The organism is Pseudomonas sp. CVAP#3 (genome assembly GCF_018986375.1).
Classification (GTDB): domain Bacteria; phylum Pseudomonadota; class Gammaproteobacteria; order Pseudomonadales; family Pseudomonadaceae; genus Aquipseudomonas; species Aquipseudomonas helvetica.
This window is the reverse complement of the sequence record NZ_JAHMSC010000014.1, coordinates 47,041-62,138: the sequence shown is the minus strand read 5'-3', so window position 1 is coordinate 62,138 and position 15,098 is coordinate 47,041. Positions and strand designations below refer to the sequence as shown.

Annotated in this window: 16 protein-coding genes and 1 pseudogene; 9 read left to right on the top strand and 8 right to left on the bottom strand. The window is 55.3% G+C overall.

Features of this window, described 5'->3' with window-relative positions; all coding sequences use genetic code 11:
• Positions 1–30: 30 nt before the first annotated feature.
• The gene (lpxO, locus tag KRR23_RS21315) at positions 31–930 is read right to left on the bottom strand and encodes a lipid A hydroxylase LpxO (protein ID WP_103316590.1); all 900 of its coding nucleotides are present in this window, start codon (positions 928–930) and stop codon (positions 31–33) included.
• 599 nt (positions 931–1,529) lie between these two features.
• Between lpxO and KRR23_RS21310 the strand changes: the two genes are divergently transcribed.
• The 3 genes from KRR23_RS21310 to KRR23_RS21300 all read left to right on the top strand — a co-directional run bounded on the left by KRR23_RS21310 (position 1,530) and on the right by KRR23_RS21300 (position 4,797).
• Positions 1,530–2,960 carry a GGDEF domain-containing protein gene (locus tag KRR23_RS21310; RefSeq protein ID WP_216744113.1) on the top strand — a complete coding sequence of 477 codons (1,431 nt, stop codon included), beginning with the start codon at positions 1,530–1,532 and terminating at the stop codon, positions 2,958–2,960.
• A 310-nt stretch (positions 2,961–3,270) separates the two neighbouring features.
• On the top strand, positions 3,271–3,906 hold the full coding sequence (locus KRR23_RS21305) for a LysE family translocator (protein WP_216744112.1): 636 nt from the start codon (positions 3,271–3,273) through the stop codon (positions 3,904–3,906).
• A gap of 687 nt (positions 3,907–4,593) precedes the next feature.
• Positions 4,594–4,797 (top strand): hypothetical protein, encoded by a 204-nt coding sequence (locus KRR23_RS21300; RefSeq protein ID WP_216744111.1) that lies wholly within the window; start codon positions 4,594–4,596, stop codon positions 4,795–4,797.
• An 82-nt stretch (positions 4,798–4,879) separates the two neighbouring features.
• Here the strand turns inward: KRR23_RS21300 and KRR23_RS21295 are convergent, their stop codons facing one another.
• The 3 genes from KRR23_RS21295 to KRR23_RS21285 all read right to left on the bottom strand — a co-directional run bounded on the left by KRR23_RS21295 (position 4,880) and on the right by KRR23_RS21285 (position 6,176).
• Positions 4,880–5,083, bottom strand: a complete 204-nt coding sequence (locus tag KRR23_RS21295; protein ID WP_216744110.1) for a hypothetical protein — start codon at positions 5,081–5,083, stop codon at positions 4,880–4,882.
• A 103-nt stretch (positions 5,084–5,186) separates the two neighbouring features.
• Positions 5,187–5,402 carry a hypothetical protein gene (locus KRR23_RS21290; RefSeq protein ID WP_054597555.1) on the bottom strand — a complete coding sequence of 72 codons (216 nt, stop codon included), beginning with the start codon at positions 5,400–5,402 and terminating at the stop codon, positions 5,187–5,189.
• A 153-nt stretch (positions 5,403–5,555) separates the two neighbouring features.
• Positions 5,556–6,176 carry an NAD(P)H-dependent oxidoreductase gene (locus KRR23_RS21285; protein ID WP_216744109.1) on the bottom strand — a complete coding sequence of 207 codons (621 nt, stop codon included), beginning with the start codon at positions 6,174–6,176 and terminating at the stop codon, positions 5,556–5,558.
• A gap of 92 nt (positions 6,177–6,268) precedes the next feature.
• Between KRR23_RS21285 and KRR23_RS21280 the strand changes: the two genes are divergently transcribed.
• Entirely contained in the window at positions 6,269–6,916 is a 648-nt protein-coding gene (locus KRR23_RS21280) for a TetR/AcrR family transcriptional regulator (RefSeq protein ID WP_216744108.1), read from the top strand.
• 74 nt (positions 6,917–6,990) lie between these two features.
• Here KRR23_RS21280 and KRR23_RS21275 read toward each other — a convergent pair whose 3' ends face one another.
• The gene (locus tag KRR23_RS21275) at positions 6,991–7,335 is read right to left on the bottom strand and encodes an NIPSNAP family protein (protein WP_216744107.1); all 345 of its coding nucleotides are present in this window, start codon (positions 7,333–7,335) and stop codon (positions 6,991–6,993) included.
• Positions 7,336–7,875: 540 nt separating this feature from the next.
• On the opposite strand from KRR23_RS21275, the gene KRR23_RS21270 reads away from it, so the two are divergent.
• Positions 7,876–8,304 (top strand): GNAT family N-acetyltransferase, encoded by a 429-nt coding sequence (locus KRR23_RS21270; RefSeq protein ID WP_216744106.1) that lies wholly within the window; start codon positions 7,876–7,878, stop codon positions 8,302–8,304.
• Positions 8,305–8,399: 95 nt separating this feature from the next.
• Here KRR23_RS21270 and KRR23_RS21265 read toward each other — a convergent pair whose 3' ends face one another.
• Both KRR23_RS21265 and KRR23_RS21260 read right to left on the bottom strand, forming a co-directional pair.
• Positions 8,400–8,555 carry a hypothetical protein gene (locus KRR23_RS21265; RefSeq protein WP_216744105.1) on the bottom strand — a complete coding sequence of 52 codons (156 nt, stop codon included), beginning with the start codon at positions 8,553–8,555 and terminating at the stop codon, positions 8,400–8,402.
• Positions 8,556–9,049: 494 nt separating this feature from the next.
• Positions 9,050–9,769 (bottom strand): annotated as a pseudogene (locus KRR23_RS21260) (C40 family peptidase); the annotation flags it as partial.
• Between KRR23_RS21260 and KRR23_RS21255 the strand changes: the two are divergent.
• The gene (locus tag KRR23_RS21255; RefSeq protein WP_367880663.1) at positions 9,723–10,619 is read left to right on the top strand and encodes a tyrosine-type recombinase/integrase; all 897 of its coding nucleotides are present in this window, start codon (positions 9,723–9,725) and stop codon (positions 10,617–10,619) included. The pseudogene KRR23_RS21260 and the gene KRR23_RS21255 sit on opposite strands and share 47 nt — an antisense overlap.
• Positions 10,620–10,639: 20 nt before the next feature.
• Entirely contained in the window at positions 10,640–12,229 is a 1,590-nt protein-coding gene (locus tag KRR23_RS21250) for an ABC-F family ATPase (protein ID WP_081013829.1), read from the top strand.
• Between the two features lie 71 nt (positions 12,230–12,300).
• Here KRR23_RS21250 and pssA read toward each other — a convergent pair whose 3' ends face one another.
• Positions 12,301–13,644, bottom strand: a complete 1,344-nt coding sequence (gene pssA / locus KRR23_RS21245; protein ID WP_216744103.1) for a CDP-diacylglycerol--serine O-phosphatidyltransferase — start codon at positions 13,642–13,644, stop codon at positions 12,301–12,303.
• A 236-nt stretch (positions 13,645–13,880) separates the two neighbouring features.
• On the opposite strand from pssA, the gene KRR23_RS21240 reads away from it, so the two are divergent.
• Both KRR23_RS21240 and KRR23_RS21235 read left to right on the top strand, forming a co-directional pair.
• Positions 13,881–14,444, top strand: coding sequence for a TetR/AcrR family transcriptional regulator (locus KRR23_RS21240; RefSeq protein ID WP_216744180.1), 564 nt, complete (start codon positions 13,881–13,883; stop codon positions 14,442–14,444).
• 56 nt (positions 14,445–14,500) lie between these two features.
• Positions 14,501–14,980 (top strand): nuclear transport factor 2 family protein, encoded by a 480-nt coding sequence (locus tag KRR23_RS21235; RefSeq protein WP_054597643.1) that lies wholly within the window; start codon positions 14,501–14,503, stop codon positions 14,978–14,980.
• Positions 14,981–15,098 lie beyond the last annotated feature (118 nt).

Below are 15,098 nucleotides of genomic sequence, written 5' to 3'. Positions count from 1 at the left end.
CAGCAAAGGTTGCTGGCGCAATGGTCGTGCTCAGATCAATACAATAATGGCCAGCAAACCACCGAAAATCGCCCACTTTTCCAGGTAGTAACGCGTCCGGTTGCGCTTTTTCAGTTCTTTACCGCGCAGACGGATCTTGTAGATCTTGCCGAAGAACCGGTTCAAGCCACCGGTTTTATCGCCAGCGTCATTTGGCGCGCCAGCAGCGGACATCACATTACGGCTGAACCAGCGATTGAACGCTGTGGCCCAGCGGTATTTCAGCGGGCGCTCGATGTCGCAGAACAGGATGATGCGGTTTTGCTGGGTGGTGTTCTCGGCATAGTGAATGTAAGTCTCGTCGAACATCACCGCCTCACCATCACGCCAGTGGTAGCGCTCGCCGTCGACGTCGATGTAGCAACCCTCATCGTTCGGCGTGTCCAGACCCAGGTGGTAACGATACGAGCCGGCATACGGGTCACGGTGACGGACCAGTTTCGAACCCGGTGGCAATTCGGCGAACATCGCCGCCTTGATCGAGCCAATGCTTTGTACCAGCTCCGTGGTACGCGGGCAGAGCTTGGTGGCCGATGGGTGGCTGTCGCCATACCACTTCAGATAGAAGCGCTTCCAGCCGGTTTTGAAGAACGAGTTGAAGCCCACATCGTCGTATTGGTCCGAGCGTTTGATCTCCCCTGCCCTGAGCAGATTCTGGCCCTCGGCGCGGATTTCCTGCCAATTGGCCTGCAAGGGGCTCAGGTCCGGAAAGTCGGCCGGATTCAGATAAGGCTTGTTGGGGATTTTCGAAAACAGGTACAGGAAGCAGTTGACCGGCGCCAGAAAGGTCGAATGATCACTCAATTGGCGACTCAGTTTGTGCCGGATGCGACCACGTAGATGCACATACGCGATGGATAAAACATAGAGGGAGACAATGATGAGTTTCACGGGAATTCGTCACAGTTCAGAAGAGTACATGCCGCGCGCCACAAACCTGATTTAAACGCAGCGTCCGAGATCCAACGATCAAGTGAATCGGTCAAGCACGGGAGCCTGAGCAGAAAGCTAGCTCATGGCCACCGAGGCGTATTTTAGTCATACTTTGTAATCAAAGGTTAACTTACATTTGTGAAAAACGGTGCAGGCGTTGTGCCAGAAGCGCGCCTGCTCAGCTCAGCCAGACGCAAGACATCATTGAGAGCTGCGATGATCGTCTCAATAGACGTATGCCTGCTGGCTCAAATCATGCGCAGACTGAAAATCCCTCCCTCGGTGTCCTGCCGACCGAACGAAAGCCCCTCTGTCGCCTCAAGATTTCCTACCGCTGCGTCGCGACCTCCGCGAAGGAGTTCGCGATACCAAATTCAGACTGCTCCTTCTGCAGCCCTGTCATTACTCGACTAGGCTATTAATCGCCACAGGAGCCAAAGCCATGGAAGACCGGAGTCCGATCAATTTCGCGCTCTAAATCCAACGCAGCGTGTATGCGGCTACGGAGCTACTACCGGTCCGGTGCTGGCAAAATATATTGAAAATTGGAGGGAGCCATGAGCAATAGCGTCGCCACCGGCGAGCCACCTGAAGCCGTCCGTCTCATCATCAAGATTTATGCCTGCCTGCTGCTCGCAGGATTTGCGTTCATTCCGGCCTACCTGATTAGCTACTTGTACTTCTTTCAAGACCCCACTCTTCTATTCGAGAACCACGCGTTCCATATCATTGCGATCACGGCAGCCACCCTGGAAGGCTTGTTTGTCACTTACGTGACGTGGCGCTGCTATCAGTCATCGGGAGAGCCGCTGCTGCGATGGATGACGCTTGGTTTTCTCGGTTTTGTACTGATCTATGCATTGCATGGTGCGTTCACCGGGCTCGCACACCACAACATCTGGCTCTTCCTGCTTTATGGACCGGCCTCTCGACTGGTCATGTCGATACTGCTGCTGGTCGGGATGCTGTCGTACCACCGCCCACCGGATGCTGCGGACCGCCGAATGCAGCCCCGCCGGTGGTTGACCTGGATAGGACTGTTCCTGCTGGTTGACCTGGTAGTGGCGTATGTCGCGAACTCCTCAATCGCCGGCGAACTTGCGGTGCGCCTTTCGCTGGAAGGTGGTGCCCTGGTTTTTTCCACATTGAACGTGGCAATGCTCCTGCTGCGCCGTATCCGTTCGCAACTGATGGTGATTTTTGTCATCTCGGTCACGGCGTTCGCGCTGTCATCTGTTGCATTCATCCTTGCACGTCCCTGGAACCACATGTGGTGGCTCGCCCATGCGATCTTCGCCGCTGGATTCTTCCTGTTGAGCTATGGGGTCGTACAAGCGTTCCTCACCACGCGGTCTTTCTCGACAATTTACACCCAGGAGGAGCTGATGGTGCGTCTTGCCGAGGCTATGGAGTACACCGAGAACGCTCTGGTGGAGCTCCAGCGCACCAATCAGGAACTCGGACACCTTGCGGCGACCGATCCACTGACAGGCGCTGATAATCGGCGTCGGTTCATAGAGCGGGTCGAAGCCGAAATTGGCCGGACCAACCGCGGCGGTGCGCCGTTTTCCGTGCTGGCACTTGATCTGGACAATTTCAAGTCCATCAATGATCGCTTCGGGCATCAGGTTGGCGATGACATCCTGAAAGAGTTCGTGCAGAAATGCCTCGATTCGATCCGACCGTATGACGGTGTAGCCCGAGTGGGCGGGGAAGAATTCATGATACTGCTACCTCAGACTCCACTAGAAGCCGCGCATGTAATCGCCGAGCGTTTGCGAACCACCGTGGCAAATACTTCTTTTAATAGCGGCTTCCAGCGGTTGACCGTGGTCACCGTGAGCATCGGCATATCGCAATCTGGCCGCGACGGCGACACCATCGAGGCCATTCTGCACGTAGCCGATCAACGCCTGTATCACGCTAAACACCAAGGCCGTAATCGTGTGGTCACTGCCATCAAGACCAGCCTCCAACCGCTGCCCTGAACATCATAAGGATCATCGCGAGCCTATCGCTCTCTCTCGTAAATAACAGCCAAGGTGCCTATAAGGCACCTTGGCTGTTATTAATGGAGCAAGCCATTACTCACGTTGAACTTGCAACGTATCCCGCGGAGTGGATACCGGGTGCTGCGACCGCTGTATGACGTTTTGCAAGTCAATCTGTGTCTAACACTCTCCCGTTGACCGCCCTACTATCGTTCGCTCCAGGTGCAAACCTCAGCGGTGGCGAAAACCGCTTGTATTGATTTAGCGGAGCTTTCGATTCGTTATCTCATCCATTAGGAGTTACGCGATGCCCGAACTGTCCAACCTGCTCGCCTACGGCCTGATCTCACTCGGCATGGTGCTGACTCCCGGCCCGAACATGATCTATCTCATCTCGCGGTCGATCTGCCAGGGACGAATGGCCGGACTGGTTTCCCTGGGTGGCGTGGCGTTGGGTTTCGTCGTTTATATGTTTTGCGCCGCATTGGGCATCACAGCCCTGGTCCTGGCGGTTCCCTATGCGTATGACGCCCTGCGACTCGGCGGCGCGCTCTATCTGCTTTACCTGGCCTGGCAGGCGGTCAAGCCCGGCGGCCGTTCCCCGTTCCAGGTGCGAGACCTGCCCAAGGATGGCCCGCGCAAGCTATTCATGATGGGCTTTGTCACCAACCTGCTGAATCCCAAAATCGCAGTCATGTATTTGTCGCTGCTGCCCCAGTTCATCGACCCCGTCGACCACGGTAGCGTGCTGGCGCAATCGGTCGTGCTTGGCTTTACGCAGATCGTCATTAGCGTGAGCGTCAACGCTCTGATTGCCGTCATGGCTGGCTCCATCGCGACATTTCTCGCAAGCAGACCCCTGTGGCAGATCGTGCAACGCTGGTTGATGGGGACGGTCCTTGCGGGCTTGGCCGTGCGCATGGCCATCGAAGGGCGGCGCTAAACCCAATCGGCTAGCATTCGCCAGTCGCGTGTAGCTCGCCAATTTCGATACGATGTTGATACCAATGACCATCAGCGAACGATGCCGTGCCGAGATTATCTTTTGCCATCCGTGCTCTGTTTGCGGGCTGCCTCCTCGTTGCAACAGCCAATCACCTGCATGCAGACCTTACGCATGGGCTGCTCTGGGACTACGGATACGGTGACAGTACTCCATGGGCCAGCCGTTTGTTCTGGGCAGCGCTCACGTTTTTAGATCCTCTGGCCGCACTCTTGCTCTTCACGAACCCCCGACCTGGCATCGTTTTCACAGCTGCAATCATCATTGTGGACGTGATCCATAACACGTTCTATGTGGCGCTAAACCGACAATGGCTGGAGACGTTCTATATTTCGCAGACAGTGTTTTTGCTGGCAGTACTACTTCTAGCGCCTGTTGCCTGGAAAAGTATCAAGCAGCACTGAAGCCACGAGCGACAGAAGATGTCTCCCGGTACGAATCCCCGCTAACGCCCCGACAACCACGGATAGTAGCCTCCTTACCCCACGCAACGGATTCCCCATTCCTTTGCCTGCCGGCCCAAGAATCGAGACTTCACCAATACCGGCGCGGATAGGATCCTGGAGGTCAAGTCCGGTTTGCGACGCAAGCGACCAGCACCTGATCACGGGTTTGAGGACGACAGCAATGCAGAAAAAACAGCAGGAAAATAAAGCGGCGGCGACCGCAGCTGAAATTGAGCGCTCTATCCAGGCGCTGAACAAAATGGCTGAACGCCTGTGGGGGGACGGTCGGGAAGCTGAGGCGAAAGCCCTTCTCGATGCCTTGAATGCGTTAAATCGGGCGCTGGATCGGATCAGGATTGGTGAGAGCCGTAAGACACTCCATTGAGCCCCTGTAAAGGCTGGATAGCGATTCCATGCGTAAAGACCCAGGCGACGAACACTTCACGCCCTGAACGCCATACCTGCAATCAGTTGCCTCGACTGAGTTGCAGATTCTGAGTCGTGCATTCAGTGGTGCTCACAGTGCCCATCAAAGCATTCATCTTCACAGCGCACTTCTCGATATTCAGACCGTTACGCCCGTCACTTGAGATGTTGGTGACATAGGGGCCAGCAGTTGTGCAGCCCGCCAAAACAGCAAGCAGGCCTAGGGCAATGATATTGAGTTTCATATGAGTCCTTGCGAGTAGTGGCTATTGAGATTTAGCCCAAAGCGTAGACCAGCCAGGAATACACCACCCACCCCACTGTCGCATCCGCTCACGGAGGGCGATATCAGGCCAGCTTCATCAGCGCTCCAGAGACATTATCTCTGGCTTGCCGCAACTCGCTCGCATCCTGATTCAGGCGGTGGACCACGCCCAACAGCCGCTGGCGCAGCACTTCGTCACCAAGCTGATCAATGGCCCGCATGACATCAAGTGCTGCGGCCTCGTTATTGGCTGCTGCAGCGTCCAGTGTTTTACGCAGGTTTCGTGCTGATCGGTTCACTTCAGTAGCCCTCATGAATCAGGCCAGCACTCTATAACAGCAATGTTTCTTTTTAATTTCAGTCGTTTAGCTTTGGATGAGTAGCACCTGGCTGGAAATGCCCCAATGGCCGGAATCATAGGGTCGTCGCCAGCGGTCCAGAACACTACATGTTCATACCACCCCGGCCATTTTGCATCGCTGAGATGTAGTAAATAGATCGCAGCCCAGGGCCCGCGCGACGCCCAAATGAACAGTCGGATCCTGCGTTTCCGATTCGAGTAGGAGCTCGGAGGTCACGACACATGCGCCGCAATAATCAAAGATCCCATGGTCAATCTGCGTCTTCATCGCATTGGCATAACCGTGCCGTTCATAGGTTCCCCCGTCTGCGCCACCAATACCGACAAGATGAACTCGTAGGTGGCGAAGCTTCTTCACCAGCTTCGCATCAGAGCTGAAGTCGAACGCCCAACCATTGGCGAACACACGATCGATCCATCCCTTGAGTAGTGCCGGCATAGACCACCAATAAACGGGATACACCAACACAAGGGTATCGGCGCGATCGATTCTCGCCTGCTCGGCAGCAACATCGGCCGGCGGTGGCCCTTCCCTGTGATGTACAGCGAGATCAGCCGCGGAGAACCGCGGATCGAAACCTTCCTCGGAGAGGTCCGCGATTTCGAAAGAGTTGCCTGCGTCAGCCAAGGATATGCCCTCAGCGACATGTGCAGCGATGCTGTGACTGAGCGACCTTGGATCATGATGAGCAACAACGATAAGCGCGTGCATGTCGAAAACTCCTGCTACTGATTGAGGGCAAAAGGCGAAGCTTATATACTTTTAGTAAGTTGCTATCTTTAAGTTACTTTTGGTATATAGCCATGTCAAGCGCCGAAAATAGAGAGCAGGTCTCCAGCACGCAGCGACGTCGTCGCCTGTCTAGAGAGGAGAGACAGCGTCAGCTTTTGGATGTCGCATGGCAATTGGTTCGAGAAGAAGGCACGGAAGCACTGACGCTTGGACGGCTTGCCGAGCAGGCCGGAGTTACAAAACCCGTTGTTTACGACCATTTCGGCACAAGGCCTGGACTGCTCGCGGCGCTCTATCAGGAGTTCGATGCACGCCAGACAACGCTTATGGACTCTGCGCTCCAAGCGAGTGAATCTACGTTAATGAGCAGGGCTGCTGTCATCGCATCGTCTTACGTCGACTGCGTGCTTCTCCAGGGCAATGAGATACCTGGCGTCATAGCGGCGCTGGCCAGCTCACCGGAGCTCGAAAAGATCAAGCGTGATTACGAAGTGATCTTCATGAATAAGTGCCGGATTGCCCTGGCCCCTTTTGCCAGGGCAGGAGATATTGCGCCTGCAGGTCTTCGGGCAATGCTTGGCGCGGCCGAGGCTCTATCCCATGCCGCTGCGACCGGAGAAATCACGCCCGCGCAAGCGCAGGACGAACTCTTCGAAACGATCATCGCAATGGTTGATCGAAGCGCGCGCGGCAAGGCTGATCACGTCGCCGATGCGTAGCGATGTCGATCCCACAGGAACACATCCCAGAAACAACAAAGCCCAGCACAAGACTGGGCTTTTTCACATCAGTTCTAGGCAGATTTACGGGAAACCCTGATGGCATCAATCGCGTCTTGAGTAAGCGCCATAACTGTCACTGTGCTTACTTCAATCCGACTGATGATATCTGCTCTCGGGCCTTGTCTCCACGCAGTGCTTGCGTAAAAAGCATCTTGAGATGCTACGCGATGGCTCTCGCTTTCATAGGAGCGAATTAAGTGATAGCTGTCATCGTCATGTAATGAGCCGCCATAAGAAACGACATCCATGCCGGCTTCCAAGTGAAGCGGAACGCTTGCTTCTTGCATTATTCGATGGAAATCCAACCCCGCCCCCGGCTTCAAGGTGTACATCAGGATTTCAACAATTCGAGTCATTATAGGTCTTCCATGTGGGATTTCAGGTTCCCATCTTACGAACATGCGTCCCCTTCGCAAACCTCTAACGCTCGCGGTAGCTGTACCTTTTGATTGGCGCTTCTGCCGCCCTCGAATGCGCCTTATAGACCGAGCAGAAACGTGATGCTATGAACAACAGGTGACGCACTCGCCTGTACGAATCCCCAGTAACGCCCTGCTGCCCTCCGTAGTAGCCTCCTGCCCCCACGCAACGGATTCCCCCAGTCCTTTGCCTGCAAGCCCAAGGACTGGGATTGCGCCAATTTCGGCGCGGATAAGACCTGACTAAGCATCAGAAAAGACAAAGTCCAGCGCTAGACTGGACTTTTTCTTGTTCGTACAAGCGCCTGAATCATCGGAGGTGCACCAGGCTTTGGCGCGTCAGGATTATGCGTCTTGGCGGCGTATGATGAAGGTCAAGCCTCTTGGACCATGTTAACGAGCCAAACTCTTGGGCTCTCGAACAGGCAAGCTGCTGGCTTGAGCGTGACATGAGACAAAACGGATATCGAACTAAAAATGATCAGAGCATTTGAAACACACGACATAGAAGCCGTGCTGGACATCTGGCTAAAAGCATCGCTGGTAGCCCATGACTTTATTGACGCCTCTTTCTGGCATTCACAAGTCGAGAATATGCGAAGCCTATACATCCCTGCTTCGGAGACCTACGTTATTGAGCAGGAATCAAGAATTGTGGGCTTCTGTTCGCTGCACGAAAATCAACTTGCAGCTCTGTTTATTGCCCCTGAATTTCAGGCTAAGGGTTTTGGCAAACAACTGCTCGCTCATGCCAAAGCTTTGCGAACTGAATTGACTCTCGGGGTTTACAAAGGCAACGCCGCCAGCTGTGCGTTTTATTTATCACAAGGATTTGTTGTGGTGTGTGAGCAGACCGACGAACAAACTGGGCACCAGGAGTACCTAATGCGCACCATCAAATTTTGAATGACTGGAACCTCTTGCGGAGCACCGCGGTTCCGGCCAAAGGTTTTCCTGCCCCCTAGAAACAACAAAGCCCAGCGTGTGGGCTGGGCTTTCGTTTACTTCTGTCGGACATCCAGAATCGTAGCGCCCGGGTATTTCTCAAGAATCTTTCTTTCCGCCTCTCGTTGGTCCACACCATTTTGCAAAACGTTATTCATGCCATTTCCATTGCTTGCTTTCAGCTTGAAAGAATACGTTTTAACAGCGGCCATCTAGCATCTCCTTTGCCTAATTAAGCATGGACCATAGCACCGAGTCCAAGGCTCATCCAGCTGAACGAATCCCCAGTAACACCCATCCAGCCCAAAATAGTAGCTTTCAGCATCAATCGGCCACTCATAAGGAAAAGGGAAATGGCGCATCTAACGGAAGAATATCTCGAACAGCTGATGTCTATGCTGGTTAGCTTGCAGAGCCAGGTTACTGGATTGACTACAACGGTCAGAGCGCTGATTGAGTCTCATCCGGATCGTCATTCCGTGGATCGAATCCTGGCACGGCAACACTTACGACTTGAGGCTGTTCTAGGGGCGTCAACGACTCCCGATCCGGCAATTTCCACGATTCTCTCTCTGCTTGACGATATGAGAGTAATCGCTCGGAGAGATCCTGAAGGTGTTTAGTGGGTTCCGTGACTTTTGATTGCTTAACTATTGTCATGACATCCTCCTAATCATTCTCATAAAACTCGGTACTAGACCGAGCTTTATATAGCATCGAGGTGACGTAGAATCAGGCATGTTCGATCAAGCCAAGGCCCACCGAACACGATCACCTCGGACGGTCGCCCATACAGGTGGTGCAGCAGAAAAGGCCCAGGCCCAAACGCTTCTGACTCTTCGCCGGGTAGCGCTGCATTAGTGCCAAGGTAGATCCCAGCATGGTTGGGATGAGCCGTCCGCCCCACAGCCATGACGATCATGTCGCCTCGCCGCGGGAGATCTACCCGTACGAAACCAGCAGCCTCGTAGTTGGCCTCGTACATGCTTGTGGCCTCTGCACTCTCCCACCACCCGTCCTCACGCTTGAAGTCTTCGAACTCAATGCCGTGTTCGCGCTTGTAAAACTCCTCACAGACCGCCCAACAATCCCACGCACCATGCACAAACGGCCGGTTGAGTAGCGGTGTGCTGCCGGCCGGCACGATGGTGCGCAGATCCGCCTCGGATCAGCTCAGTATGTGCTAGGGCAAGGCCGTGGCCTCGCACATTGCCAAGTCATGCGGTGACGGTCGACTTGTCGCATCCGGATGCGAGTGAACAATCCCGGTCACCTCGCCCAAGTCTTCAGCCACGGCATAGTCCTCCGGATCAAGACGGAACTCTTCGTTCGGCTCAGTCGCGATGTTCCGGCACGGGAAGTACTGCTGCTTACGCCCAATCGCCAGCAAGAGACCGCAGCACTCTTTCGGGTACTCGGCAGCCGCGAGTGATCAGGTAAACAGCCTGATCAAGCTGGGGTTGCTCGACGACGACAAGTACGCCGAGCTATTCCCTGGCTCTATCAACGTCGCCGGCGGGAAAATCAATTTTGGTGAGTATGCCCAGCTCTGGTTGGACAGCCGCGAAATTGTTGGCGGGACAAAGCTCGGGTACAAGGGAGCCCTTCCGAAGCGAAGCAGAAAAGAGATTGACCCCTTCAGCCTGGAGGAAGCCAACACGATCATCGCGAAGATGTACCAGCACGAACACTGGCCCAGCACTATCTACGCGGCATTTTTCGAGTTTGTTTTTTTCACGGGACTGCGTCTACCTGAGGCCTTGGCCTTGCGGTGGGATGCAGTGAGCACGGAGAAGAGGACTGCCCACGTCTGTCGCGGGATTGCCTTGGGAGAAGTGGTGGAGCGTACAAAAACTGGTGGCGATCGTTTTGTTCTGCTCAACGAGCGAGCATTGCATGCCCTGGAGTTCGCCAAAAAGTATGCAGAACGTCGGAAAAAAGGGGCAGGAAAGATCCTGGAACCCCCTTTCATCTTTCCGCCATCAAAGAACAGCGAGTATGTGAGACAGACGTCTGACCTGCACAAGCAGTGGAAACCGCCCCTGAAAGCCCTGGGAATGCGACACAGAGCGCCATACAACTGTCGTCACACCTATGCGACAATATGCATTATGTCTGGCATGAACCCCGCCTTCATTTCCCAGCAACTCGGCCATAGCGTGCAGATGTTGCTGTCTACTTATGCGCGATGGATCAACTCAAGCTCAGATTGGAGTGAACTGGAAAAACTCCAAATTGGTCCCAAATTGGTCCCAGCTCAAATAAGCGCAACCTAAGCTATTGAAAGGTAAAGTAATTGATCTCCACAGCTAACATCACGATGCAGTTCGGCGCCAAGCCGTTGTTCGAGAACGTTTCGGTCAAATTTGGTGCGGGTAACCGCTATGGCCTGATCGGCGCCAACGGTTGCGGCAAGTCGACCTTCATGAAAATCCTCGGTGGCGACCTCGATCCGTCCGGCGGTCAGGTCATGCTCGAGCCGAACGTACGTCTGGGTAAGTTGCGCCAGGACCAGTTCGCCTACGAAGAATTCAGCGTTATCGACACCGTGATCATGGGTCACGAAGAGCTGTGGAAGGTCAAGGCCGAGCGCGACCGCATCTACTCGCTGCCGGAAATGACCGAAGAGGACGGCATGGCCGTCGCCGAGCTTGAAACCGAATTCGCCGAGATGGACGGTTACACCGCCGAATCGCGCGCCGGTGAACTGCTGCTGGGCCTGGGTATCGGCATCGAGCAACACTTCGGCCCGATGAGCGAAGTTTCACCGGGCTGGAAACTCCGCGTTCTGCTGGCTCAGGCACTGTTCTCCGATCCGGAAGTGCTGCTGCTCGACGAACCAACCAACCACCTGGACATCAACACCATCCGCTGGCTGGAAAACATTCTGACCCAGCGCAGCAGCCTGATGATTATCATCTCCCACGATAGACACTTCCTGAACAGTGTCTGCACCCACATGGCTGACCTGGACTACGGCGAGCTGCGCCTGTTCCCGGGCAACTATGACGAGTACATGACCGTGGCGACCCAGTCCCGCGAACAACTGCTCTCGGACAACGCCAAGAAGAAAGCGCAAATCTCGGAACTGCAATCGTTCGTCAGCCGCTTCTCGGCCAACGCCTCGAAAGCCAAGCAGGCTACTTCCCGCGCCAAGCAGATCGACAAGATCCAGCTGGCCGAGGTCAAGCCTTCGAGCCGCGTCAGCCCGTTCATCCGTTTCGAACAGAACAAGAAGCTCCATCGCCAGGCGGTCATCGTCGAGCGCATGGCCAAGGGCTTCGATGGCAAGACCCTGTTCAAGGACTTCAGCTTCAACGTTGAAGCAGGCGAACGCGTGGCGATCATCGGCCCGAACGGTATCGGTAAAACCACCCTGCTGCGTACCCTGGTCAATGAATTGAGCCCGGATGCCGGTAGCGTGAAATGGACCGACGCCGCAGAAATCGGCTACTACGCACAGGACCACGCTTCGGATTTCGAAGATGAATCCAACCTGTTCGACTGGATGGGTCGCTGGACTCAAGGTGGCGAGCAACTGGTCCGCGGCACCCTGGGCCGGATGCTGTTCTCCAACGACGAGATCCTCAAGTCGGTCAAGGTCATCTCCGGTGGTGAGCAAGGTCGCATGCTGTTCGGCAAGCTGATCCTGCAAAAGCCGAACGTACTGGTGATGGACGAACCGACCAACCACTTGGACATGGAATCCATCGAAGCGCTGAACCTGGCGCTGGAAAACTACCCGGGCACGCTGATCTTCGTCAGCCACGACCGCGAGTTCGTATCGTCGCTGGCCACTCGAATCATCGAGCTGAGCCCAAGCGGCGTGATCGACTTCAGCGGCACCTACGATGATTACCTGCGTAGCCAGGGCGTAGTGTTCTAAGTAGCCTTAAGCTTCAAGCTGCGAGCGTCAAACAAAGCCCCGTCCATGTGACGGGGCTTTTGTGTTTTTGGCTACAGGATGCGATAGAGCAAACGTTCGATCCGTACCCGGCTGACTCGACGCAGAAACTTGCTCACTGCCGGCGGGTATTCGAGCAAGGTTTCCAGCTGCTGATAGCGCTCAATGCGGCGGGTGCTGTGGAAAATCTCCGCCAGCTCACTGCGACGGGGTTCCTGCAACTCACCTTTCGGGTCGTCGATCAGCAAAGCGTTTTCCAGGTCCAGGCGGAAGGCTCGCGGGTTGAGGTTGTTGCCGGTCAACAAGGTGTAGCGTTCGTCGACCCACATGCCTTTGAGGTGATAGGTGTTGTCACCGTCGCGCCACAGATGCAGGTTCAACTGACCGCTGTCGATCACCCGCTGATGGCGCTTGGCGAAGCGTCGCAGGCTGATTTCATAGAGGTACGGTAACGCGGCAATGACCTTGAACGGCTCGCTCGGCGGAATGTAGAAGTCGTTGGCAGTCTTGTCGCCGACAATGATGTCGATCTTCACCCCGCGTGCCAGTGCCCGGTTGATTTCACGGGTCACCGGCAACGGCAGGTTGAAATACGGCGTGCAAATAGTCAGCTGATGCTGGGCGCAGGCAATCAACTCACAGATCACCCGGCTCAACGGGTTGTTTTTACCGACCCCGAGCAGCGGACTGACTGTCAGACCACCCTTGTCCAGCGTACCCGCCGTGGTGTCATACACCGCGTGCTTGAGGCGACTGCGCAGGTCACCGATGTCGCTACGCAGACTGCGGGTGGTTGGCAGGTTTAGAACGTCAAGACGATGCACGGCTTTAGAGGCGATCAACCCGTGCTGCACCAGGTGCTGCATGGAATCGGCCAGTGCCCGGTTGCGCAGCACGTGATAACGGTCGTAACGATATTTGTCGAATTTATGCAGATAGACGTTATTCAGACTGGCGCCGCTGTAGATCACGCAGTCATCGATCACGAAGCCTTTAAGGTGCAACACACCGAACAGTTCGCGGGTTTGCACCGGCACGCCATACACCGGCACTTCGCTGGCGTGTTCGCGAGTCTGCTGCTGATACCACGCCGAATTGCCCGGTTGCTTGCCGGCACCGATCAAACCGCGCTGAGCCCGTAGCCAGTCAACCACCACCACCACGTCCAGTTCCGGGCGCGCAGCTTTGGCAGCGTGCAAGGCATCGAGGATTTCCTGTCCCGCTTCGTCGTGCTGCAGGTAAAGCGCGACGATGTAGATGCGCTGGGTCGCCTGGGCAATTTTCTCCAGCAGGCAACGACGGAACTCGGCAGCACCAGAAAGAATGGAGACCGCATCGGCGGTCAGCGGAAAACTGCGCAGCTTGGGCAGTAGAGAGCGTTTGAAAAGCGACGGCATAGGGCTCGCAAAAGGTCGAATCCGAAGAACGCACGAGCTTACACCATGTGTGGCGAGGGGGCTTGCCCCCGTGGACTGCATAGCCGCCGAAAGTGCCGAAAATGTGGTTTTCCATTTGCCGCTTCCACTATTTTTCAGGCCCGCTTCGCGGTCCAACGGGGGCAAGCCCCCTCGCCACAATAAAATTATTGAATAGCGAGTTGACCAAGAAGAATGATCGTTCTACTCTTTGCCGCATGAACGAAATCACTAGTAACGACACACGCGACATTATTCTGGATGTCACCGAAAAGTTGATCTATAAAAGTGGCATTGCTGCCACGGGCATGGATCTCCTGGTGAAAACCGCCGGCGTCTCCAGAAAAAGTATTTACCGCTACTTTGCCAACAAGGAGGAACTGACTGTCGCGGCCTTGAAGCAGCGCGACGTACGCTGGATGAGCTGGTTCAAAACCGAAGTGAACAAGGCCCCGACCCCGGCCGAGCGACTCCTCAACCTGTTCACCGTGCTCAAGGACTGGTTTGCCAGCGAAGGCTTTCGCGGCTGCGCCTTTATCAACACCAGCGGCGAAACCGGCGATCCGCAAGACCCCGTGCGACTCGTCGCGAAGGAACACAAACAGAAACTGCTCGACTACGTGCGCGAGCTCTGTACCGAACATGGCGTACACGACCCGGAAGCGCTGGCCAATCAGCTGCTGATCCTGATCGATGGCGCCATTACTGTTGCGCTTGTCATGGGCGATCACAGTGCCGCCGATAATGCGCAATGCATGGCGCGAAAGTTATTGGACCTGTAACTGTTCAAACAAGATCAACTGGCTGTTTTGACACTCACTTTCCCTGGAGACTTTAAATGTCATCTAATGCCGAAGTTCGTCCGCCACTTCCACCATTCACGCGTGAGTCAGCCATTGAAAAGATTCGCCTGGCCGAAGACGGCTGGAACTCCCGCGATCCACAACGGGTATCCCTGGCCTACACCCTGGACACCAAATGGCGTAACCGCGCCGAGTTCGCCAACAACCGTGAGGAAGCCAAGGCTTTTCTGACCCGCAAATGGGCCAAGGAACTGGATTACCGGCTGATCAAGGAGCTCTGGGCTTTCACCGGTAACCGTATCGCTGTGCGTTACGCCTATGAATGGCACGACGATTCGGGTAACTGGTATCGCTCGTATGGCAATGAAAACTGGGAGTTCGATGAGCAGGGGTTGATGTCCAACCGTTACGCCTGCATCAACGACATGCCAATCAAGGAAAGCGAGCGCAAGTTTCACTGGCCGCTGGGCCGGCGCCCGGATGATCATCCGGGCCTGTCTGACCTGGGCTTGTAACCCAGCTGTTGATCGTTCCCATGCTGTGTGGGAACGATCATGCCGGGTATTAGGGCGGTCGCAGGGGGCGGCGGTTATGGGTAAGATGGCGCCCCGCCTTGCCCTCTGCCCCGCCGAA

Coding starts and splice junctions, on each gene's coding strand:
- KRR23_RS21295 (WP_216744110.1), bottom strand. CDS start 5,083: ATGAAACTCAATATCATTGCCCTAGGCCTGCTTGCTGTTTTGGCGGGC.
- KRR23_RS21310 (WP_216744113.1), top strand. CDS start 1,530: ATGAGCAATAGCGTCGCCACCGGCGAGCCACCTGAAGCCGTCCGTCTC.
- KRR23_RS21280 (WP_216744108.1), top strand. CDS start 6,269: ATGTCAAGCGCCGAAAATAGAGAGCAGGTCTCCAGCACGCAGCGACGT.
- KRR23_RS21300 (WP_216744111.1), top strand. CDS start 4,594: ATGCAGAAAAAACAGCAGGAAAATAAAGCGGCGGCGACCGCAGCTGAA.
- KRR23_RS21265 (WP_216744105.1), bottom strand. CDS start 8,555: ATGGCCGCTGTTAAAACGTATTCTTTCAAGCTGAAAGCAAGCAATGGA.
- KRR23_RS21270 (WP_216744106.1), top strand. CDS start 7,876: ATGATCAGAGCATTTGAAACACACGACATAGAAGCCGTGCTGGACATC.
- KRR23_RS21305 (WP_216744112.1), top strand. CDS start 3,271: ATGCCCGAACTGTCCAACCTGCTCGCCTACGGCCTGATCTCACTCGGC.
- KRR23_RS21285 (WP_216744109.1), bottom strand. CDS start 6,176: ATGCACGCGCTTATCGTTGTTGCTCATCATGATCCAAGGTCGCTCAGT.
- KRR23_RS21275 (WP_216744107.1), bottom strand. CDS start 7,335: ATGACTCGAATTGTTGAAATCCTGATGTACACCTTGAAGCCGGGGGCG.
- pssA (WP_216744103.1), bottom strand. CDS start 13,644: ATGCCGTCGCTTTTCAAACGCTCTCTACTGCCCAAGCTGCGCAGTTTT.
- KRR23_RS21240 (WP_216744180.1), top strand. CDS start 13,881: ATGAACGAAATCACTAGTAACGACACACGCGACATTATTCTGGATGTC.
- KRR23_RS21235 (WP_054597643.1), top strand. CDS start 14,501: ATGTCATCTAATGCCGAAGTTCGTCCGCCACTTCCACCATTCACGCGT.